At 71.4% G+C, this 19,547-nt stretch carries 21 protein-coding genes; 10 read left to right on the forward strand and 11 right to left on the reverse strand.

Annotation, left to right across the window (positions count from 1 at the left end; translation table 11 throughout):
- Positions 1 to 69 precede the first annotated feature (69 nt).
- Positions 70 to 735, reverse strand: a complete 666-nt coding sequence (locus N8J89_RS14855; protein WP_283664931.1) for a DUF6766 family protein — start codon at positions 733 to 735, stop codon at positions 70 to 72.
- Between the two features lie 301 nt (positions 736 to 1,036).
- Here N8J89_RS14855 and N8J89_RS14860 point away from each other — a divergent pair, with 301 nt between their 5' ends.
- From N8J89_RS14860 to N8J89_RS14870, 3 genes are all read left to right on the forward strand, one after another.
- Positions 1,037 to 2,110 carry a type III PLP-dependent enzyme gene (locus tag N8J89_RS14860; RefSeq protein ID WP_349497479.1) on the forward strand — a complete coding sequence of 358 codons (1,074 nt, stop codon included), beginning with the start codon at positions 1,037 to 1,039 and terminating at the stop codon, positions 2,108 to 2,110.
- A gap of 104 nt (positions 2,111 to 2,214) precedes the next feature.
- Positions 2,215 to 2,622 carry an adenosylmethionine decarboxylase gene (speD, locus tag N8J89_RS14865; protein WP_252482623.1) on the forward strand — a complete coding sequence of 136 codons (408 nt, stop codon included), beginning with the start codon at positions 2,215 to 2,217 and terminating at the stop codon, positions 2,620 to 2,622.
- A complete protein-coding gene (locus N8J89_RS14870) occupies positions 2,619 to 3,500 on the forward strand; it encodes a spermidine synthase (RefSeq protein WP_283664932.1) in 882 nt (293 codons plus the stop codon). Before speD ends, N8J89_RS14870 begins: the two co-directional genes overlap by 4 nt.
- 45 nt (positions 3,501 to 3,545) lie before the next feature.
- Here the strand turns inward: N8J89_RS14870 and N8J89_RS14875 are convergent, their stop codons facing one another.
- The 5 genes from N8J89_RS14875 to N8J89_RS14895 form a co-directional block, all read right to left on the reverse strand.
- On the reverse strand, positions 3,546 to 4,829 hold the full coding sequence (locus tag N8J89_RS14875; RefSeq protein ID WP_283664933.1) for a hypothetical protein: 1,284 nt from the start codon (positions 4,827 to 4,829) through the stop codon (positions 3,546 to 3,548).
- A gap of 1 nt (position 4,830) precedes the next feature.
- Positions 4,831 to 5,430 (reverse strand): DUF3558 domain-containing protein, encoded by a 600-nt coding sequence (locus N8J89_RS14880; protein WP_283664934.1) that lies wholly within the window; start codon positions 5,428 to 5,430, stop codon positions 4,831 to 4,833.
- Positions 5,427 to 5,858 (reverse strand): hypothetical protein, encoded by a 432-nt coding sequence (locus N8J89_RS14885; RefSeq protein ID WP_283664935.1) that lies wholly within the window; start codon positions 5,856 to 5,858, stop codon positions 5,427 to 5,429. The genes N8J89_RS14880 and N8J89_RS14885 overlap by 4 nt, the downstream gene beginning before the upstream one ends.
- Before the next feature lie 196 nt (positions 5,859 to 6,054).
- A complete protein-coding gene (locus N8J89_RS14890) occupies positions 6,055 to 6,915 on the reverse strand; it encodes a S1 family peptidase (RefSeq protein WP_283664936.1) in 861 nt (286 codons plus the stop codon).
- Positions 6,912 to 7,769, reverse strand: coding sequence for a S1 family peptidase (locus N8J89_RS14895; protein WP_283664937.1), 858 nt, complete (start codon positions 7,767 to 7,769; stop codon positions 6,912 to 6,914). Before N8J89_RS14895 ends, N8J89_RS14890 begins: the two co-directional genes overlap by 4 nt.
- Before the next feature lie 494 nt (positions 7,770 to 8,263).
- Between N8J89_RS14895 and N8J89_RS14900 the strand changes: the two genes are divergently transcribed.
- From N8J89_RS14900 to N8J89_RS14925, 6 genes are all read left to right on the forward strand, one after another.
- Positions 8,264 to 9,796 (forward strand): MFS transporter, encoded by a 1,533-nt coding sequence (locus N8J89_RS14900; RefSeq protein ID WP_283664938.1) that lies wholly within the window; start codon positions 8,264 to 8,266, stop codon positions 9,794 to 9,796.
- Positions 9,797 to 9,806: 10 nt separating this feature from the next.
- The gene (locus tag N8J89_RS14905) at positions 9,807 to 10,409 is read left to right on the forward strand and encodes a class I SAM-dependent methyltransferase (RefSeq protein ID WP_283664939.1); all 603 of its coding nucleotides are present in this window, start codon (positions 9,807 to 9,809) and stop codon (positions 10,407 to 10,409) included.
- Between the two features lie 88 nt (positions 10,410 to 10,497).
- Positions 10,498 to 11,874, forward strand: a complete 1,377-nt coding sequence (locus tag N8J89_RS14910; RefSeq protein WP_283664940.1) for a serine hydrolase domain-containing protein — start codon at positions 10,498 to 10,500, stop codon at positions 11,872 to 11,874.
- A gap of 104 nt (positions 11,875 to 11,978) precedes the next feature.
- Positions 11,979 to 13,067 carry a M20 family metallopeptidase gene (locus N8J89_RS14915; RefSeq protein WP_283666166.1) on the forward strand — a complete coding sequence of 363 codons (1,089 nt, stop codon included), beginning with the start codon at positions 11,979 to 11,981 and terminating at the stop codon, positions 13,065 to 13,067.
- Complete coding sequence (locus N8J89_RS14920) at positions 13,064 to 13,201, forward strand: hypothetical protein (RefSeq protein WP_283664941.1); 138 nt, start codon at positions 13,064 to 13,066, stop codon at positions 13,199 to 13,201. The genes N8J89_RS14915 and N8J89_RS14920 overlap by 4 nt, the downstream gene beginning before the upstream one ends.
- A 39-nt stretch (positions 13,202 to 13,240) precedes the next feature.
- Positions 13,241 to 13,912 carry a GNAT family N-acetyltransferase gene (locus N8J89_RS14925; protein WP_283664942.1) on the forward strand — a complete coding sequence of 224 codons (672 nt, stop codon included), beginning with the start codon at positions 13,241 to 13,243 and terminating at the stop codon, positions 13,910 to 13,912.
- Positions 13,913 to 13,918: 6 nt separating this feature from the next.
- Here the strand turns inward: N8J89_RS14925 and N8J89_RS14930 are convergent, their stop codons facing one another.
- A complete protein-coding gene (locus N8J89_RS14930) occupies positions 13,919 to 15,010 on the reverse strand; it encodes a winged helix DNA-binding domain-containing protein (protein WP_283664943.1) in 1,092 nt (363 codons plus the stop codon).
- 125 nt (positions 15,011 to 15,135) lie between these two features.
- On the reverse strand, positions 15,136 to 15,765 hold the full coding sequence (locus N8J89_RS14935; RefSeq protein WP_283664944.1) for an HD domain-containing protein: 630 nt from the start codon (positions 15,763 to 15,765) through the stop codon (positions 15,136 to 15,138).
- 114 nt (positions 15,766 to 15,879) lie between these two features.
- Here N8J89_RS14935 and N8J89_RS14940 point away from each other — a divergent pair, with 114 nt between their 5' ends.
- A complete protein-coding gene (locus N8J89_RS14940) occupies positions 15,880 to 16,842 on the forward strand; it encodes a GlxA family transcriptional regulator (RefSeq protein WP_283664945.1) in 963 nt (320 codons plus the stop codon).
- Here N8J89_RS14940 and N8J89_RS14945 read toward each other — a convergent pair.
- Genes N8J89_RS14945 through N8J89_RS14955 form a run of 3 tightly spaced genes read right to left on the reverse strand, consistent with a single transcriptional unit; the run spans position 16,839 to position 19,476 of the window.
- A complete protein-coding gene (locus N8J89_RS14945) occupies positions 16,839 to 18,749 on the reverse strand; it encodes a neutral/alkaline ceramidase (RefSeq protein ID WP_349497480.1) in 1,911 nt (636 codons plus the stop codon). The genes N8J89_RS14940 and N8J89_RS14945 overlap by 4 nt on opposite strands.
- Positions 18,746 to 19,201, reverse strand: coding sequence for a flavodoxin family protein (locus N8J89_RS14950; RefSeq protein ID WP_283664946.1), 456 nt, complete (start codon positions 19,199 to 19,201; stop codon positions 18,746 to 18,748). Before N8J89_RS14950 ends, N8J89_RS14945 begins: the two co-directional genes overlap by 4 nt.
- Before the next feature lie 44 nt (positions 19,202 to 19,245).
- The gene (locus tag N8J89_RS14955) at positions 19,246 to 19,476 is read right to left on the reverse strand and encodes a hypothetical protein (RefSeq protein WP_252482607.1); all 231 of its coding nucleotides are present in this window, start codon (positions 19,474 to 19,476) and stop codon (positions 19,246 to 19,248) included.
- Positions 19,477 to 19,547 lie beyond the last annotated feature (71 nt).

Consider the following 19,547-nt stretch of genomic DNA (forward strand, 5'->3'; position numbering starts at 1 on the left):
CGCTCGACCTATATGTTACAGCCTGAAACAGTTAGCCGACCCGTTAAATCTTGAACATCGAAAACTCTGTCAGGTGCCGGTCTCGTGGTGCGGCTCGGCCACGTTCTTGGACTGGGCGGAGTTGCGCTGCCGCAGGAAGATGGTGAACACGATCAGCACCCCGACCGCGAGGAACTCCGACTGCCAGTTCTGCATCGACTGCGACCAGAACTCGCTGCTGCCCAGGAACTCCCCGACGCCGACCGGCGGCTTGCCGTGCAGCGCCTGCTGGTCGTTGTAGGCCGCGGCGCCGGTGAGCAGGTGCAGGGTGAAGGAGAGCAGGAACATGCCGATCAGGGCCAGGCCGAGGCTGTTCTCGTAGAGCTTGAGCACCCAGCCGCCGCGCTTGACCGGGCCGGGCGCGTCCGGGTGCGGGCCGGGGTCGTCGTCCTTGTCGCCGTCGAGCGGGTTGGACTCCGGCGACCCCTGCTGCACCAGGAAGGCGGTCAGCAGCACGTAGGAGCCCATCTGCAGGAACTCCGACTCCCAGTTCTCGAAGGTCTGCTCGCCGAAGTCGCCGCTGAGCACGTAGTCCCAGTACGCCATGGCCGGTCGGCCGAAGTCGGCCAGCTCGTTGTTGTTCGCCTGCCAGCCGAAGACGCTCTGCAGCACCAGGAAGATCAGGAAGCTGCCGAACATGACCAGCGACAGGCCGTTGAGCCACAGCCAGTGACGTCCGTCTCGTTTCGCACCCATGTGAGCGCGGGTACCCGCTCTGACCTGCGTTGATGCCTGTCCATTTCGGACAGACCCGGGGTCCGACCGGAACGGAGTATGGATCACCCCTGGCGGTGGCCTAGAGTTGCAGGCTGCGCTGCGTGTCGTGCGTAGCGGGATGGAGGTAGTTAGCGGAATGGTCGAGCGCCTCGCCGTTGCCGGAGTGCACACGGATTCACGCACCCGCCCCACGGTCGCTTCGACTTTTCCGCCGACAGCCGCCGATACCGGCCGAGTCCAGCGTTTTCTGGACACCCAGCGGCCGGCCACCCCCTGCCTGGTGATCGACCTCGAGATCGTGCGGCAGCGCTACCTGGACCTGCGCGCGGCGCTGCCCGGCGCGGAGATCTTCTACGCGGTCAAGGCCTGCCCGGCGCCGGAAGTGGTGGCGCTGCTGGTGGAACTGGGCGCCTGCTTCGACGTGGCCAGCCCGGCCGAGATCGACCTGTGCCTGGCCCAGGGCGCCCGCCCGGAGACCATCTCCTACGGCAACACCATCAAGAAGGCCGCCGACATCGCGCACGCCTACGCCGCCGGGGTCCGCCTCTACGTCACCGACAGCGCCGAGGACCTGGCCAAGCTCGCCGAGCACGCGCCGGGCTCCGCGGTCTTCTGCCGCGTGCTGGTGGTCAACGAGAGCGCGGGCACGCCCTTCGGCAAGAAGTTCGGCTGCGCCGAGGACATGGCCCTTGACCTGCTGGCGCAGGCGCGCGAGCTCGGCCTGCGCCCGGCCGGGGTGTCCTTCCACGTCGGCTCCCAGCAGCTCGACCCACACGCCTGGCACGACGGCATCGCCCAGGCCGGCCGGATCACCGCCACCCTGCGCGCCAGGGGGATCGAGCCGACCCTGGTCAACCTCGGCGGCGGCTTCCCGGCCCGCTACACCGAGACCGCGCCGCCGCTGGCCGAGTACGCCGAGGCGATCGAGCAGGCGCTCACCGAGCACTTCGGCCCGGCCCGCCCCAGGGTGCTGATCGAACCCGGCCGCGCGATCGCCGCGGACGCCGGGATCATCCGCACCGAGGTGGTGCTGGTCGCGCGGAAGTCCTATGTGGACGACCGGCGCTGGGTGTACCTGGACATCGGCCGCTACAACGGACTCGCCGAGACCGAGGGTGAGATGATCACCTACCGGCTCGCGGCTGGCGCGCAGGACAGCGAACGCGGTCCGGTGGTGCTGGCCGGGCCCACCTGCGACGGCGACGACGTGTTGTACCAGCGCACGGTGTACGAGTTGCCCATGGCGCTGCGCGCCGGGGACCACCTCGACATCCTCAGCGCGGGCGCGTACACGGCCAGCTACGCCTCGGTGGAGTTCAACGGCTTCGCGCCACTGCCCACGCACTGCGTCTGAGGACGACACCACCCCACACCCATCCAACTCCCCATTCCCGTGCGGGATGGGCCTTCCCTGCGCGCGAACCCCGCGCGCTACTTCGACAGTAGGGAGGTTGATAGATGTCCATTGCTCCTGAAGCAGTGCAGACCGTCGGTTTGTTCAGCGGACAGCATGTCCTCGCTGAATTCGACGGGATCGACACCGCGTTGCTGGATGACGAGGTGTTCCTCTGCCAGATCCTGGATGACGCCCTGAAGCGGGCAGGCGCCACCGTGCTGCAAGTCATCTCCAAGCAGTTCGACCCGCAGGGGGTGACGGTGCTCGCCCTGCTGTCGGAGTCCCATGCCTCCCTGCACACCTATCCGGAGAACGGGTCGGTGTTCGTCGACGTGTTCACCTGCGGCACCAAGGCGCAGCCGGAACTGGCGGTCGCGCTGCTGGCCGAGGCCATGGGCGCCAAGTCCGCGCAGAGCCGCACCATCCGGCGCGGCCTGGAGAACGAGAACGAGATGAAGGTGACCCCATGACCAGTGTCATCGAGTCCACGCGGGTCATCCGCGAGCCCGTGGGCGCGGGCCTGACCCGCGTCTGGGAGCTGAACGAGGTGCTGTGGGAGGGCGACACCGCCTTCCAGCACGTGGTGATCGGCCGCACCGAGCAGGGCGTGTCGCTGTTCTGCGACAACGACCGGCAGAGCACCGAGCTCACCCAGGTGACCTACCACGAGGCGCTGCTGGTGCCCGGCCTGCTGCTGGCCGATCAGGTCAAGCGGGTGCTGGTGGTCGGCTCCAGCGAGGGCGTGGTCTGCCAGATGTCGGTGGCCTTCGGCGCGGAGGTGGTCGACCACGTCGACATCGACGCCGAGTGTGTCAAGGTCTGCGCCGAGCAGCTGCCCTACGGCTACACCCCGGCCGAGCTGGCCGCGGCCGAGCGGCACGAGGGCCCGGTGCGGGTGCACTACACCGACGGCTGGCAGTACCTGCTCGACGCCGCCGCCGACGAGAGCCTGCGCTACGACATCGTGCTGGTCGACCTGCCGGACGAGCGCGAGGAGGAGGCCCAGCACAACCGCCTGTACGGCGAGGAGTTCCTCGGCATGTGCAAGGCGGTGCTGGCCCCCGGCGGCGTGGTGATCACCCAGGCCGGCTGCCAGACCATGTGGCGCAACACCACCCTGGTCCGCTCCTGGCAGCGGTTCAACGACACCTTCGGCACCGTCGTCTACTACGGCTCCGACGAGCACGAGTGGGCCTACCTGTTCGGCCGCGCCGACGAGGTGGACAACCCGGTGGAGAAGATGGTCGACCGGCTCAAGACCAGCAGCTACCTGCCGGAGTCGATCGACGCGGATGCCTTGCGCGGCAACAGCGTGCCGCCGTACCTGGTGCGCAAGAGCTACCGCTGAGACGCACCTGCCGGTCCGCCGTGGTGGCGGACCGGCAGTGCGGGCTCAGCCGTAGGGGCCGCCGGACTCGCCGATCACCGGCGGCGCCACGGTTCTGATGTCGCCGAAGATGTCCTCGGTCTCGATCAGGTACTCCGGCCGCCGGTGCTCCTTGTCCTCCTCGCCGCGGTTCCCGGCCCCGCCGCCCATCGGCCCGCCCGGCGCACCGGCGGCACCCCTGGCCCCCGCGCCCCCGGCGCCACCGCGCCCGGCCGCGCCATGGGCGTCCGCGCCGATCCCGGCCGACCCGCCAGGCCCGAACCCGCCCCGGATCCCGCCCTGACCACCGGATCCGCCAGAGCCGCCAGGTCCGAAGGCCCCGCCACTGCCGCGCGGCCCGAACCCACCGCCACCACCGCTACGACCGCTGCCACCACCGGGCGGGGTCGCGCCACCGCCGGGTGGCGTGCCGCCACCGGGCGGGAAACCGGGCGGCGGCAAGGGCATCGGCAGCGGCGACGGCCCTGGTCCAGGGAGCGGACCCGGTCCGGGAATCGGCTGCGGCAGGGGCGGACCGCCCACCGGTGGCGGGGCGGGGATGTTCCAGTCGTTGCGCACCTGGTCGTTGCCGGTGCCGCCACCGCCACCGCCGCCACCGCCGCCACCGGTGACGCCGCCGGGCGGGTCGACGCGGCCCGGCTGGCCGGGGAGTCCGCGCGGTGGGTCCACCCGGCCCGGGTCCCGGCGACCGGGATCGACCTCGCCGGGGTTGCCGTTGCCGGTGTCCAGGGTCAGCTCGGGCTGCGGCTGGAACTGGTACTGCGGCAAGGAGTCCACGGTGCCCTGGGTGTTGCCCCGGTAGGACTCGAAGCGCTCCTGGTTGCGCTTGACCGCCTCGCCCTCGGCCTGCTTCGCCTTGTCGAAGTCGGTGTCCATCGGGATGAAGTCGTTCAGCCACGGCTCCGGCGGCACATCCGGCACCTTCTCCATGGCCTGCTGCGCCGCCCGCGCGTGATCCCCCTGCGCGGCCACCTGCAGCGCCACGCTGTCACAGACCCCCTTGGCCTGGGTCGCGATGGCCACCACGGGCGCGATCCTGTTCTGCATGGCATCGGCGCCCTTGCCCTCGAAGGCGATCCTGCCGACAGCCATGGCCTCCTCGATCAGCCGCGCGACCTTGTCGTAGCGCTTGCCGAGCTGGCTCCAGTCGTCCTTGTTGGCCTCGGTGGTGGGGCCGGTGCCCTTGACGTTGTTGTTGAAGTACTCGTAGATCGTGCGCCCGTCGAACGCTTGCGCGCGCGGCAGGCTGCCGTCCCGGCTGATCGCGCCGTATCGGACAACCTCACCCATGTCAGCCCCCTGCCCGCAGGTTCTGGATCACAAACGCCGCCATTCGGTCGGAGACCTTGCACGGCGTCTTGTAGTCCGGGGATTTGAGCGGGAGGTCCACCGCGACCTCCATCATGAGGTCCTTGTTCAGGCCCAGATGAGTGGTGCAGCCGCCGCGCTCGGCCGTCTTCTCGTCGTTGGTGTGCACGGCAGGGACCCCTTCGATCTCCCCGGCGGGATGGAAGTAGGGGTTGCGGTCGCTAAGCTCGAAGAACCGGTCCCACTTCACGGCCTCGGGCTTGGTGTAGAGGGTCGCGTCCACGGCGGCATCCTCGCCGACTTCCTTGGCGAGCCAGACGCAAGACGGTCCGAGCCTGGAGTCTTCAGCCTTAGGCCGGGTCGCCCCGACGCTCTCCCGTTGGGCGGGGGTGAGCAGGTCGCACGGCCGGTCTTTGAAGGCGTCAGCGGAGATCGGGTTGTTGATCGGCGGAGCCGCGCTCTGCTTGCTGGTGCTGGTGGGCGCGCCGGTCGTCTGAGCCGGGTCGGGATCGCCGCCGCCGCAGCTGGCCAGCACCAGCGTGCTCAAGGTGATGATCGCGGCGAGCTGGACTGTGCGGGTCACGAGCGGTGTCCTCCGATGCCCTTGTTCTTGCCCTCGGCGTTCTCGTGCTCGCGCACCATAGCCTTGATGTTGTCGATCATGTTTTTCAACGTTTCGGCCAAGTCCCGGTTGGCCTTGCCGTGGCACCCGTTCTCGTCGCTGGCCCGCTGGATGATCGACTTCACCGCGGCCTTGCTGTACGGGTCGTTGTACGGCGGGTCGAGGCGCTGGAGCTTCCTGGCCTCTCGCCCGATAACCTGGACTTCCTCCAGCGCTTCTTGCAGCTTGGCCAGGGCCTTGCTGGCGTGCGCCGGGTCTATCCGGTACCGGCCCGCCTGGCTCAGCGACCCCTGCACGTCCACCGGCCGTGGGCTCGGGTTCGCGCGTTTCTGCTGGTCCAGCAGGTGGCGTTGGCTGGGCGTGAGTAGGTGCTCGTCTGGATCCGCCATGGTCCCCCCTTGGCATCGCGGCGATTATCCACCGCGGCTGGCAATTTCCATCCCCCAGGCATCGTAACCATGGACGGATCGGGAACGGCAGCGGATCCACTCGACCGCAGGATCCCTCAAAAGGAGTAGTACTACGCATAAAAAAGTGACGCTCCGCCAGTGCAATTGACTGGCGGAGCGTCATTTGGTCAATTGGTCAGGCTTTTGCCTTTGGTGAGATGTACTCGCCGATCTCCACATTGGACAGCTTGGCGTAGACACCGGGGTAACCGGTTGCCGCGCAGCCCTGGCCTCGGCTGACCACGCCGATCTGGATGAAGGTGTTGCGGCTGGGCAGGGAGACGAACAGCGGGCCGCCGGAGTCGCCCTGGCAGGTGTCCTTGCCGGTCCGGCCGGCGCACAGGTCGCGGTCGGAGGTCTCGGGGTAGGAGACCGCGCATTCGTCGTTGGAGATCAGCGGCAGCTCGACCTCCTGCAGGCGGTCCGGCCGGTTCACCACGCCGCCGCCGGGGAAGCCGGGCTGGGCCTCCATGTTGCCCCAGCCGATGCCAGTGACCATGCGGCCCGGGCGCTCCAGCGCGTCGGTGCCGGGGGTGACCAGCTGGATGGGCTTGATGGTGGTGATGGGGGTGGCCAAGTACAGCAGCGCCACGTCGTAGCTGCCGTCCTCGAGGTACTTGTCATGCATCTCGAAGCCGACCACCGGGCGTTCCTCGCCCTGGGTGGCCGAGAGCGCGGTGCGGCCGACGAGCACCGAGACGTTCTTGATGGTCTCCGCGTCGTAGCCCTCCACGCAGTGCGCCGCGGTCAGGACGACGCGCGGACCCACCAGCGAACCGCCGCAGCGGTGCCGGTTGTACGCGGTCGGGCCGCGGCGGGAGTCCTGCAGGGTGGCCATGAACGGGTACTTGCCGTCCGGCACCGGGGTGCCGCCCACGACGAGCGCGCCCGGGTCGCCCGGCGGGGTGGACGGGGACGCGGCGGAGGTCCCCGTCAGCAGGCCGAGGCTGAGTGCGGCGGTGAGGGCGGCGAAGAGCACGCGCTTGCCACGGTTCACTGGGTGACCCCCAGTGCGGCCAGGGTGGTGGGGGCCTGGATCCAGCCGCCCAGCTCCTCGTTCGACAGCTTGCTGTACACGCCCGGGAAGCCGTGCGCGGCGCAGCCACGACCGCGGCTGACCACACCGATCTGGATGAAGGTGTTGCGGCTGGGCAGCGAGACGAACAGTGGGCCGCCGGAGTCGCCCTGGCAGGTGTCCTTGCCGGTCTTGCCCGCGCACAGGTCGCGGTCGGAGGTCTCCGGGTAGGAGACGGCGCACTCGTCGTTGGAGATCAGTGGGACGTCGACCTCCTGCATGCGGTCCGGGTAGTTGACCACGCCGCCGCCCGGGAAACCGGGCTGGGCCTCGGTGTTGCCCCAGCCGATGCCGGTGACGATGCGGCCCGGCCGCTCCAGCGCGTCGGTGCCGGGGGTGACCAGCTGGATCGGCTTGATCGTGGTGATCGGCTGGTCGATGGACAGCAGCGCGATGTCGTAGCTGCGGTCGGCCTTGTACTTCGGGTGCACCGAGACGAAGCGGACCTTGCGCTCCTCGCCCTGGTTCATCGAGAGCTGGGTGCGCCCGGCGATGACGGTCAGGCTGGGCAGGGTCTCCGGCGTGTAGCCGTCGACGCAGTGCGCCGCGGTCAGCACCACGCGCGGGCCCACCAGGGTGCCGCCGCAGTTGTGCCGGTCGTAGGCGGTCGGCCCGAACCGGGCGTCCTGCAAGGTGACCATGAACGGGTACTTGCCGTCCGGCACCGGGGTGCCGCCGACCACGAGCGCGCCCGGGTCGCCGGGGTTGTTCGGCGGCGCGGCCGCGGCTGCCCCGGCGGTGGCCACCACGCCGAGGGTCGCGGCCAACACGGCCATGAGGAGACGTTTGCCAAGCATGAGTGCCCCTTTTGTCTCTGTGCTGGCAGAAAGGTGTGCAGACCCCGTTTGCGAGAAGATCGGAAATGGGGTGCCCGCGACGCTATGCGCAGGTGAGACGGGGCCACATCAGACGATCGACGGGAGATCGACCGCCCATCGGCGTGGACCGAATGGACGGTGATCCAGGTCACTTTCAGTTGGGGCAACTCCGCCGGTGGGTCGGGCGTCAGAGATTGAGGACCCACTCGTGTGCCCCGGGCAATCGAGGGCCCCGGGCAGACCTTCGTCAGCGTGGCACTCGACGAAAGCTCGCTGACCGGCCCCCAGTTGAAACACTACTGTCTCTTCTGGAACCAAGTTGCCGCGTTCGGCGTTGGTTCATCGTAAGTTCTCAACTACGGGGCAGACCTGAAGCCCAGCTGAAGCTCGGTTAGGGTCGGTGCCGCGCCAGGGGAACGTCCCTGGTGGCGAGCAGGGGAGGGAATCACCCGATGGACACCGCACCCACCGCGGTCGTCTCGCGTCGGCGCTGGGCCGTGCTCACCGTGTTGTCGGTGAGCCTGCTGCTGGTCGCGGTGGACGCCACCGTGCTGCACACCGCGGTCCCCTCGCTCGCCGCTGATCTCAAGCCGGGCCCGGTCGGGCTGCTCTGGATCATCGACGTCTACTCGCTGCTGGCCGCCCCGCTGCTGATCGCCTTCGGCACCCTGGGCGACCGGTACGGCCGCCGCCGCATCCTGATGTACGGCTACCTGGTCTTCGGCGCCGCCTCGATCGCGGCCGCACTGTCCACCAGCACCGGCATGCTGATCGCCGCGCGCGCCGGGCTGGGCATCGGCGGCGCGATGATCATGCCGGCCACCCTGTCGGTGCTGCGGCACATCTTCCCCGACCGCAAGGAACGCCAGTTCGCCATCGGCGTGTGGAGCGCGGTGGCTGCCTCCGGCGCGGCGCTGGGCCCGCTGCTGGGCGGCGTGCTGGTGGAGTTCTTCTCCTGGCACGCGGCCTTCCTGATCAACGTGCCGGTCATGCTGGTCGCCATCCCGCTGGCGCTGTGGCTGGTGCCCGAGTCGGCCGACCCGGCCAAGGGCCGCTGGGACATCCTCTCCGCGCTGCTGTCCGCGCTCGGCGTGCTCGGCATCGCCTACGGCGTCAAGCAGGCCGGGCACCACGGCGTGCTCGACCCGGTGGCGATCGCCACCGGCCTCGGCGGCCTGCTGATGCTGGTCTGGTTCGTCCGGCGGCAGCTCAGCATGGAGAAACCGCTGCTGGACATGCGGATGTTCCGCAACGCCACCTTCAGCACCGCGGTGGCCTGCGTGGTGCTGGTGATGAGCTCGCTGGCCGGTCTCGGCCTGACGTTCTCCCAGTACCTCCAGTACGTCCTGCAACTCGGGCCGCTCGAGGCCGGGGTGCGGCTGATGCCCGCGATGCTCGCGGCCATCGCCGGTGGCCTGGTCGCCGCGCCGCTGCTGCAACGCTTCTCCACCAGCGTGGTCACCGCGGGCGGCTTCACCATCACCGCGATCGCGCTGGTGCCCGCCGGGTTCTGGCTGGACACCCAGGACCACCCGTGGCTGCTGGTGCCCTGCCTGCTCGGCGTCGGCCTCGGCGTGTCCGCGGCCTTCACCGCCTCCTCCGACGCGCTGCTGGCCTCCGCGCCACCCGCGCAGGCAGGCGCCGCGGCCGCGGTGGAGGAGACCGGCTACGAGCTGGGCACCGGGCTGGGCACCGCGATCGTGGGCAGCGTGATGTCCGCGGTCTACACCGCGCACCTGGCCGCCGTGCCCGGGGTGCCGCAGGGCAGCCTGGACGTGGCGCGGCAGTCCATGTCCGAGGCCGACCGGGCCGGGCGCGAGCTGGGCGGGCCGGCCGGTGAGGCGCTGCTCGGCGCGGCCAGGCAGGCGTTCGTGGACGGGCTCACCGTCACCCTGGTGATCGCCGCGGTGGTGCTCACCCTGGCCGCGATCGTCGCCTCCCGACTCCTGCCCCGGCAGGTCATCAAGTCCGCAGGACACGACTGAGAGAGAAGCTGTGACCCCCACCGCTACCGAGTCCGAGCCCCAGGTCCGCAAGGGCTGGCGCACCCCGGCCGTGCTGTACCGCCTGATCAGCCACCCCGTGCTGCGCTTCGTGCTGGGCTGGGACCTGCCCAGCAGGGACGTGCGCAAGTGGGTGCCGAGCAGGCCGGGCAGCACCACCGTGGAGATCGGCAGCGGCGGCGGCTTCTTCACCAAGGCGCTGCGTGAGCACCTCGGCGGCGAGGCCCGGCTGATCGGGCTGGACCCGGCCGCGGGCGCGCAGAAGAAGCTGGCTGACAAGCACGCGGGCACGCCGGGCGCGGAGCTGGTGCTGGTGGCCGGGGACGGCTGCAAGCTGCCCTTCGCCGACAACAGCGTGGACACCATCTTCTTCACCTACAGCCTGGAAGAGGTGCCCGACCCGCTGGCCGCGGTGCGCGAGGCGGTCCGGGTGCTGCGGCCCGGCGGGGAGTTCGTCGCGTTCGTGTGGCGGCCGGTGATCCTGCACAAGCGGCGCAAGCCGGTGCAGCAGCTCATCGACTCGCTGCTGACCAAGCAGAACCTGAGCAAGGGCCCGCAGAACCTGCGCATGGCCTACCGCAAGCCCGCGGCCTGACCCGACAGCGGGCGGCCGGATCCCGGTCGCCCGCGGCTCGGCCCACTGCCGGGAGCATTAACGTACTAAGTACGCTACCTTGGGTGGCATGACCCGTATCGAGGACATCCGCGCCCGGCTCCAGGAGCAGCTGCCCGAACTGGCCGCCACGCACGGGGTGCCGGGGGCACAGGCCGCGGTGCTGGTGGACGGCGAGATCGTCGCGGCCGCCACCGGGGTGCTCAACCTGGGCACGGGGGTCGCGGCCACCACCGACTCGCTGTTCCAGGTCGGCTCGATCACCAAGCTGTGGACCGCGACCCTGGTGCTCCAGCTCCTCGACGACGGCCTGCTGGAGCTGGACCGGCCGGTGCGCGAGTACCTGCCGGAGCTGACCCTGGCCGACGAGGCCGCGGCCGCGGTGATCACCACCCGGCAGCTGCTCGCGCACACCGCGGGGTTCGCCGGAGACCTCTTCCGGGACACCGGCCACGGCGCGGACGCGGTCGAGAAGTTCGTGGCCACCCTCGGCGATGCGGCGCAGCTGTTCCCGCCCGGCGAGATGTTCTCCTACAACAACGCCGGCTACGTCGTGCTCGGCCGCCTGGTCGAGGTGCTGCGCGGCAAGCCCTTCAGCCAGGCCCTGCGCGAGCACCTGATCACCCCGCTCGGCCTGACGCACACCGCGACCGACGCCACCGAGGCCATCTGCTACCGCGCCGCGCTCGGCCACCTGCCCGGCCCGGACGGCGACCTGGTCCCGGCCCCGGTGTGGTCGCTGGTCGCCTCCTCGGCGCCGGCCGGCGCGCTGCTGTCCATGCGCGCTGCCGACCTGCTGGAGTTCGCCAGGCTCGCCGTGGACGGTGGCAGGGAGGGCGTGCTGTCCGCCGAGCTGGCCAAGGGGATGCTGGCGCCGCAGGTGGCCGTGCCCGAGGTTGGCCTGCTGCCCAGCCACTACGGCCTGGGCTGGGGTGTGTGGGACCTCCCGGACAACCGGGTGGTCGGGCACGACGGCGGCACCATCGGCCAGAACGCCTTCCTTCGCGTGGTGCCCGCCGCGGGGGTGGCGGTGGCGCTGCTGACCAACGGCGGCGACGCGTTCCGCCTCTACCAGGACCTGGTGCGCCCCTTGGTCGCCGAGCTGGGCGGGGCAGAGCTGCCCGGCGCGCTGGTCCCGCCTGCCGAACCGGTCGCGGTGGACCCCGGCCGAGCGGTCGGCAGGTACGACGCGGTCATGGCCAGCCAGGAGATCACCTTCGACGAGCAGGGCCGGTGCTGGCTGACCATGCTGCCGCTGACCGAGGAGGCCAAGATGATGCTGCCGTCGGTGGAACCGGTGGAACTGCTCGGGCTCACCGCGAACTCGTTGATCGCCAAGGAGCCGAGGATGGGCCTGCACCCGGTGTACGTGCTGGTGGGGGAGCCTGGTCAGCCCGCGCGGTTCCTGCACAGCAGCCGGGCGGCGGCTCGGATCCCGGGCAGCTGAGCGCGGCCTGGCCGCAACCGGCCGACCCGGACAACACCGACCGGGTCGTCATCTCGCAGACTGTGCCGGTGACCTCCGATCTGCTCCGGCGCGCCGCCCAAGCCCTGCCCGCCCTGCTCGAGGACCTCGGCGAGCTGATCTCCTGCGAGTCGCCCTCGGCCGATCTGGCCGCGGTGGCGCGCAGCGCGGACCTGGTGGCGGAACAGGGCACCCGACTGCTCGGCGCAGCCCCGGAACGCCTGGAGCTAGGCGGGGTCAGCCACCTGCGCTGGCGCTTCGGCGACCGGCCCAGGGTGCTGGTGCTGGCCCACCACGACACGGTGTGGCCGATCGGCACCCTGGCCCGGCTTCCGTTCTCGGTCACCGACGGCGTGCTGCGCGGGCCCGGCTGCTTCGACATGAAGACCGGGCTGGCCCAGGCCCTGCACGCGCTGTCCTGGCTGCCCAGCCTGGCCGGGGTGAGCGTGCTGGTCAGCGGGGACGAGGAGGTCGGCTCGCTGACCTCGCGGGAGCTGATCGAGGACACCGCGCGGGGCTGCGCCGCGGTGTTCGTGCTGGAGGGCAGCGGCGAGCAGGGCGCGCTCAAGACCGAGCGCAAGGGCACCAGCATGTACCAGCTGGCCATCACCGGCCGCGCCGCGCACGCCGGGCTGGAGCCGGAGCTGGGCGCCAACGCGGGCATCGAGCTGGCGCACCAGGTGCTGGCGCTGGCCGCGCTGGGCGATCCGGAACTGGGCACCACGGTCACCCCCACCGTGCTGTCCGCGGGCACCACCACCAACACCGTGCCCGCCGCGGCCGTGGTGCACTGCGATGTGCGCGCCCGCACCGCCGCCGAACAGCAGCGCGTGCACCAGGCCATCCGCGCCTTCGCCCCGGTGGTGCCCGGGGTGCGGCTCGATCCGCTGGGCGGCCCCAACCGGCCGCCGATGGAAGCCGCGTCCTCGGCGGCGCTCTACGCCCGCGCGCTCGCGCTGGCCGCCGGGCTGGGACTGCCGCCGCTGAGCTCGGTCGCGGTCGGCGGGGCCTCCGACGGCAACTTCACCGCCGGGATCGGCGTGCCCACCCTGGACGGGCTCGGCGCGGTCGGCGGCGGCGCGCACGCCGAGCACGAACACGTGCTCACCGCGCACATCCCGCCCCGCACCGCGCTGCTGGCCGCACTGGTCGACGACCTGCGGAGCCGTGGATGAGCGCCGAAGCGGCCCTGGTGGAGACCGCCAAGCGGGACGCGCTGGCCGCCGCGCACGCCGCCGGGGTGGAGCTGGCCGAGCTGGCCGAGCTCAGCGACCTGCAACGCGCTTTCCAGCTGTTCCAGGACATCTGACTGCCCAAGCCGGGCAGCGAGCCGATCACCGTCGAGCTGATGCGGGTGCTGGAGCACACCGGCGGCTACGTGGCAGGCGCGTTCAGCGCCGACGAGCTGGTGGGCGCGGGCGCCGGGTTCCTGGCCGCGCCGATCGGCCGCGGCCTGCACTCGCACGTGGCCGGGGTGTCCGGCCAGGCCCAGGGCCGCTCGGTCGGCTACGCGCTCAAGCTGCACCAGCGGGCCTGGGCGCTGGTGCGCGGCCTGGACACGGTCAGCTGGACCTTCGACCCGCTGGTGCGCCGCAACGCCTTCTTCAACCTGGCCAAGCTGGCCGCGCTGCCCGCGGAGTACCTGCCCGACTTCTACGGCCCGATGGCCGATGAGATCAACGACGCCGGGCCCAGCGACCGGGTGCTGCTGAACTGGCGGCTCACCGACCCCTCGGTCGCCGCGGCCTGCGCCGGCCGCCCGCTCACCCCGGACATCACCACCGCCGAACCACTGCTGTCCGATGTGGACGGTCGGCCGGTGCGGCGGGCGACCGGGGCGGACACCGTGCTGGTCGCGGTGCCCGCCGACATCGAGACCTTGCGCGGCAAGGATCCGGTGCTCGCGGTGGAGTGGCGGTTCGCGGTCAGGGACACCCTCGGCGAGCTGCTGGACGCCGGTGCCAGGGTGACCGGGTTCCTGCGCAGCGGGTCCTACGTGGTGTCCCGGCCGGACCGCTGAAGCGGGTCAGGGCGCGACGGTCACCTCGACCGTGCCCGCCTCCGGCTCCTGGAAGCGCAGCAGCGCCTCGCCCTCCTCGACCAGCTCGTCCAGGGTGCCCCGGGACAGCGGCAGGAACGGGCGCAGGGTGAGGATCGCCTTGTCCTTCTTGCGGGTGGTCTCCCACACGCCGCGGACCTGGCCGTCGACCAGGAAGGTGGCCCGCACCCGCAGGTTCTTGGTCACCACCTCGCCGCGGTGCGCCTCGGCCAGTACCCTGGTGCGGTCGGAGTGCGCCAGCACCAGGTTGTCGAACTCCGGCAGGTATCGCACCGGGGCGGGCACGTCCTCCTCCGGGCGCGGGGCCTCCGGCAGGTCGAAGAGCTCGCGCCCCTGCTCGTCCTGGAAGACCTCCAGCTTGTGCCGCAACCGGTCCATGATCTGCTTGGCCTCGGCCAGCCCGGACCAGGTGTGGAAGTCCTGGGCGGAGGCCGGGCCGAACGCGCCGAGGTAGCGCAGCGCCAGCTGGTCCGTCTCGTCCACAGTGGACAGTGGCTCGGGCAGCCACTCGTCGGCCAGGGTGAAGGCGGCCACCGTCGGGAACGACCAGCGGTCCTGGGTCGGCCGCATCACCAGCGGCAGCTGGGTGCGCACCGCGTAGCCCAGCGCGCGGTCGTTCACCGCGGGGAATGCCTCCTGCAGCAGCGGGCGCAGCTCGGTGAAGCTGCGCGGCGCGGCGGCCAGGATCGCCCGCGCGGTGGGCAGCAACCGCTCCAGGTCCAGGCCGTTGGCGCGGGAACCCAGCACCCGCAGCGAGGCAGTCAGCATCGGTTGCAGGGTGTGCCGGAACCGGAGGTAGTCCGCCGCGCTCATCAGGTGCAGGGTGCCGCGCAGCAGCGTGGCCCGGACGATCCGGCGCTCGTGCAGCGCCTCGTGCAGCTCCCGCCGGTCGAAGCCGGCGATCCGGGTCCACAGCGCCACGAACGGCGGCCGCGCCTCCTGCGCCTGGATCCCGCACAGTCGCTCCACCAGGTCGACCGCGGAGACCTGCTCCCTGCTCAGCAGGTGCTGGCGCGCCAGCGTCGCCCGGTTGAGCCGGCCACGGGTCACGATGTCCATACCGGCCAGCTCATCATGTTCCCGTCGCGGACCGGGCACAATCCGGCCAAGAACCCGAGGATGTTACCCGTTTGATGAGTAGCCCGCTGGCCCGTCCGGTCGTCGGTTGTCCACTCAGGCAACCATTACTCAGCCCAGCTGGACTCCAGGATCACGTCCACGAAGTCGGTGCGCCTGAACCCGGGCTCGTACCGCGCCAGCACGTCGGCCTTGATGTTGCCGAAGGTCGTCTCCGGCCGGTGCGCCAGTCCACGGTGGAACGCTTCCAGAATGCGCCGCTTGAACTCCGGCCGGGGATGCAGGGCGACCACCGCGGCCCGGTCGGCCTCGCGCACCTCGTCCAGGCCGACGCCCACCACGTCGACCTCCACGCCCGCGATCACCAGTGCGATCTCCGGAGCCATGTGGTGCGGGACCTCCATCGTGGTGTGCAAGGCGATCGCGGTCCACACCGTGGTCACCGCCTGCTCGGGCAGGCCGTGGCGGCGCAGGAACTCGGCCGCGTCGTCCGCGCCGTCGATCTCGAACCGTTGCCGGGACTGGCGGTGCCGTTCGGTGAGGCCGAGGTCGTGGAACATCGCGCCCACGTAGAGCAGCTCCCGGTCGAAGGTCAGGCCCCGGTGCTCGCCGCGCAGCGCGCCGAAGTGGTAGACGCGGCGGGAGTGGTGGTAGAGCAGGTCGTCGGTGAGGTCGCGCACGAGCTCGGTGGCCTCGGCGGCCAGCGCGCTGTCCGGGACGGTGAGGGTGGCGGGCACGGGGTTCTCCGTTGCACTGGAAGAGGATCGGACCTGTTCAGGCTGTCAGCGGAACCGGCCCGCCACGCGCGGTGATCTGGCCGCGAATCCCTCGGTTCCGGACATACTGGGGAGGTGCCAGCCGCGCCCCGCACCGTGCTCGTCGTGCTCTACGACGGCGTCCGCTTGCTCGACGTCACCGGGCCGCTGGAAGTCTTCGCGGTGGCCAACGAGCAGGGCGGGGACTACCGGCTGCGGCTGGCCGCGCCCGGCGGGCGGGACATCCGGGCCAACACCGGATCGCGGCTGGGCGCGGACCTCGACCTGGCCGAGGCGCAGGCGCACGGGGCGACATTGGTGGTGCCGGGCGGGCCGAACTGGGCGCACACCGTCAGCGACAGCGAGCTGCTGGCCCAGGTGCGGCGGCTGGCCGGGCAGGCCGAGCGCACCGCCTCGGTGTGCGCGGGCGCGTTCGTGCTGGCCGCGGCCGGGCTGCTGGACGGGCGGCGGGCCACCACGCACTGGGACCTGGCCGAGGCGCTGGCCAGGAAGTTCCCCGCGATCGAGGTGGACGCGGACGCGATCTTCGTCCGGGACGGGCCGGTGATCACCTCCGCCGGGGTCACCTCCGGCATCGACCTGGCGCTGAGCCTGGTGGAGGAGGACCTGGGCGTGGAGACCGCGCGGCTGGTGGCCAAGCACCTGGTGGTGTTCCTGCAACGGCCGGGCGGGCAGTCCCAGTTCAGCGCGCGGCTGCGGGCCGGGCGGCCGCGCACCGAGGGCCTGCGCCGGTTGCTGGACACCGTGGTCGCCGACCCGGCGGGCACGCACTCGCTGGCCGAGCTGGCCGCCAGGGCCGGGATGAGCGCCCGGCACCTGACCCGGCTGTTCCGCGAGGAGCTGGACACCACCCCGCAGCGCTACGTGGAGCAGGTGCGGGTGGAGGCGGCCCGGCAGCACCTGGAGGGCACCGCCGATCCGCTGGACGTGGTGGCCCGGCGGGCCGGTTTCGGCTCGGTGGAGACGCTGCGCCGGGCCTTCCACCGGGAGACCGGGGTCTCGCCCAGCGGCTACCGCGGCCGGTTCCGCCGCGGCTAGCCGACCCGGAACTCCCGCGTGCACCCGGAAACCGGACGGCAGCGGCCACCGGCAGTGCGCGCATCGCCGTGGTAGCGCAGCCGGAAGGTCCCCGCGGTCCCGGCCGGAATGTCCCAGGTGATGGTGACGCGCTGCCTGACCCAGTGCAGCTTCGTGCACCAGTCGCCGTCGTCGGCCACCGCGACCCAGTCCGCGCCCTCTTGCCGCTGCACCTCCAGGAACGTGCCGCCGCGCCGCAGGTCGTTGGCCAGGTGCGCGCCCGCGAACACCGCCCGCACCAGCTCGCCCGGCCGGTAGGAATCCCGTGGCTGGAGAAGCACATCGCCGAACTCGCGGCCCGCAGGCGGTGTGTCCAGCCCGCGCCGCCGGTGCGCGCGCACCCGCTTGGCCAGCTCCGGCGGCGGAGTGCCCAGGGGCACCGGGACTCCGTCGCGCAGCGCGGTGGCCAGGCCGGCCGCGACCTGGGTCAGCGCGGGCAGTTGCCAGCGGCCGAACAGCGTGCTGCCGCCCTCGTAGCGCTGGGCCAGGTACTCCTCCGGCGTGGTGACGTAGTGGAAGTAGCCGTTGCTGTATCCGGCCACCAGCACATCGGCCAGCTCCGCGCCGAGGATCGCGGCCACCGCCCGCCGCAGCCGCAGCCCCGCGGTGATGGTGACCTCGCCGGGGATGCCGATCAGGTGCAGCTGCCCGATCCGCAGCAGCTGCACCGGACACCGCTCCTGCACCAGCCGGCCGGCCCGCCGCACCAGCCGCGCGGGCAGCGCGATTCCCTTGGGGGACTGGGTTTCCCGCAGCCGCGCGGACCGCCGGTACCAGACCCGGCGGGAGAGCACGTCCAGCACCGAGTCCCGGCCCTGCCGGAAGCCGGGGAATCCTGGACCTTCGTCTGTGCCAGCGAGGCAGGCGGCCCCGGTCACCGGCGGACCGGTCCGGTGCACCCGGCCGTCGCCGGTGAACTCCGGCCGGACCTCCACCTCGGACAGGTCCACATAGGTCAGTCGCGCGTCCACGCCCCCGGTCACCGGCGTGCCGGGCTGGGCGGCCAGCGCCGCGGCCGCCTCGTACTGGCGCAGCCCGATCAGCCGGGTGTTGTCGAACTCGTCCTCGGTGGGACCGCTGTGCGGGCGCAGGTTCAGGTTCGGCGACATGTCCCCGGCGTTGGTCTGGGCGAACGCGCCGACGAACGCGGGCCGCTCGTCGGCCAGGTAGTCCACGCCGGTGACCAGGCGCTCCCAGTGGTAGGCGGCATAACCCTTGTTGTCCCCGCTGATCAGCCGGTTCGTGTTGCACATGCTGGTGCCGTGGGTGGCGAAGAAGTTGACCGCACCGGCCAGCCGCCCGTCCCGCTCGATGCGCAGCAGCGTGGTCTGCGGGTCGATCGCCGCCGGGAACACCGCGCGCTCGGCAGGCGGGTTGCGCAGCCAGGCCGCGCGGGAGCGGTTCACGCTGGCGTCGCGGAGCTCGCCGTGCGCCAGGGTCAGCGTGGCCGGGGCGAGGTCGGCGTGCGCGCGCTCGACCGACTCCACGATCCCGGCCACGATCGCGGCGAAGGTCTTCGGCCGGAAGCCGGGCACGGTCAGGTTGTACAGCGCGTGATGGCTGTAGCCGCCGGGGCCAGCGTGCGTGTGGGTGACCGTGAGCAGGGTGTTCCGCGCGGTGTAGAGCTCGCCGAACCGGGCGCGCAGCCTGGTCAGCACCGTTCGGTGCACGCTGTCGAACATCAGCGGCAGTTCGCTGACCACCAGCAGCACCCGCAACCCGCCGTGCGCCACCACGAACGCCCTGGCCCGCAGCCGCAGGTGGATGCCCGCGCTGCGCTGGCTGGCCTTGCCGTAGCCGAGCAGTCCGCACCCGGCGGCCTCGCCGGTGATGTCGGCGATGCCGCGCCCGACGAGGTAGCCGGTCACTGGTCCAGCAGGCTCGCGGCCACGGTCGCGCCCAGCTCCAAGCAGGACTCCAGGTCCTGCTTGCCGGGCTGGCCGAGCACGGTCACCGGGGGGAAGGCCTTGCGCCACTTCAGGCCGGTCGCGATGGCCTCCACCGCGCGGACCGCGCCCTCCACACCTTCGTTGCCGTGCACGTAGAGGCCATAAGGCCGGCCGATGGTCGCCGACAGGCACGGGTAGTACACCGTGTCGAAGAAGTGCTTGAGCGCGCCGCTCATGTAACCGATGTTCGCCGGGGTGCCCAGCAGGCAGCCGTCGGCGCCGAGCACGTCCACCGGCGAGGCGGTCAGCGCGGGCCTGACCTGCACCTCGATGCCGTCCAGCTCATCGGTGGACGCGCCGGAGACCACCGCCTCCAGCAGGGCCTGGGTGGCGGGGGAGGGGGTGTGGTGGACGATCAGCAGGGTTGGCATCGTCCACCCACCTTGGCAGCTGGCGGGAGGGGCCGCCAGTCACGTCAACCGGGGCTGCCGTGTGCCAGGTCCCGCAGTGCGAGGGGGCGGGTCAGGGCCTGGACCGTGCGGTTGAGGAACAGGGAGTCGAACGGGCTGGGGGCGGCCAGCGGACCGCCGAACTGGCGGAAGTAGTGCAGGTCGGTGTCATTGTCAGGCTGATGCAGGGGGAGCTGCCTGGCCACGTGCCGGTAGTCCTCGATCTGCCGTTTGAGGTCCCAGTAGCGAGGTGACATAACATCACAGTGCGCCAGATCACAACGGTTGGGTAATGTCAGCAGGCCATAGCTTCCGCGTATGACCCCCG

Origin of the sequence: Crossiella sp. CA-258035 (assembly GCF_030064675.1) — a bacterium.
Taxonomy (GTDB): domain Bacteria; phylum Actinomycetota; class Actinomycetes; order Mycobacteriales; family Pseudonocardiaceae; genus Crossiella.

Excerpts from the sequence above, each read along its gene's own strand:
- N8J89_RS14855 (WP_283664931.1), bottom strand. The coding sequence starts at position 735 with ATGGGTGCGAAACGAGACGGACGTCACTGGCTGTGGCTCAACGGCCTG.
- speD (WP_252482623.1), top strand. The coding sequence starts at position 2,215 with ATGTCCATTGCTCCTGAAGCAGTGCAGACCGTCGGTTTGTTCAGCGGA.
- N8J89_RS14870 (WP_283664932.1), top strand. The coding sequence starts at position 2,619 with ATGACCAGTGTCATCGAGTCCACGCGGGTCATCCGCGAGCCCGTGGGC.
- N8J89_RS14875 (WP_283664933.1), bottom strand. The coding sequence starts at position 4,829 with ATGGGTGAGGTTGTCCGATACGGCGCGATCAGCCGGGACGGCAGCCTG.
- N8J89_RS14885 (WP_283664935.1), bottom strand. The coding sequence starts at position 5,858 with ATGGCGGATCCAGACGAGCACCTACTCACGCCCAGCCAACGCCACCTG.
- N8J89_RS14895 (WP_283664937.1), bottom strand. The coding sequence starts at position 7,769 with ATGGCCGTGTTGGCCGCGACCCTCGGCGTGGTGGCCACCGCCGGGGCA.
- N8J89_RS14900 (WP_283664938.1), top strand. The coding sequence starts at position 8,264 with ATGGACACCGCACCCACCGCGGTCGTCTCGCGTCGGCGCTGGGCCGTG.
- N8J89_RS14910 (WP_283664940.1), top strand. The coding sequence starts at position 10,498 with ATGACCCGTATCGAGGACATCCGCGCCCGGCTCCAGGAGCAGCTGCCC.
- N8J89_RS14920 (WP_283664941.1), top strand. The coding sequence starts at position 13,064 with ATGAGCGCCGAAGCGGCCCTGGTGGAGACCGCCAAGCGGGACGCGCTG.
- N8J89_RS14925 (WP_283664942.1), top strand. The coding sequence starts at position 13,241 with ATGCGGGTGCTGGAGCACACCGGCGGCTACGTGGCAGGCGCGTTCAGC.
- N8J89_RS14930 (WP_283664943.1), bottom strand. The coding sequence starts at position 15,010 with ATGGACATCGTGACCCGTGGCCGGCTCAACCGGGCGACGCTGGCGCGC.
- N8J89_RS14950 (WP_283664946.1), bottom strand. The coding sequence starts at position 19,201 with ATGCCAACCCTGCTGATCGTCCACCACACCCCCTCCCCCGCCACCCAG.
- N8J89_RS14955 (WP_252482607.1), bottom strand. The coding sequence starts at position 19,476 with ATGTCACCTCGCTACTGGGACCTCAAACGGCAGATCGAGGACTACCGG.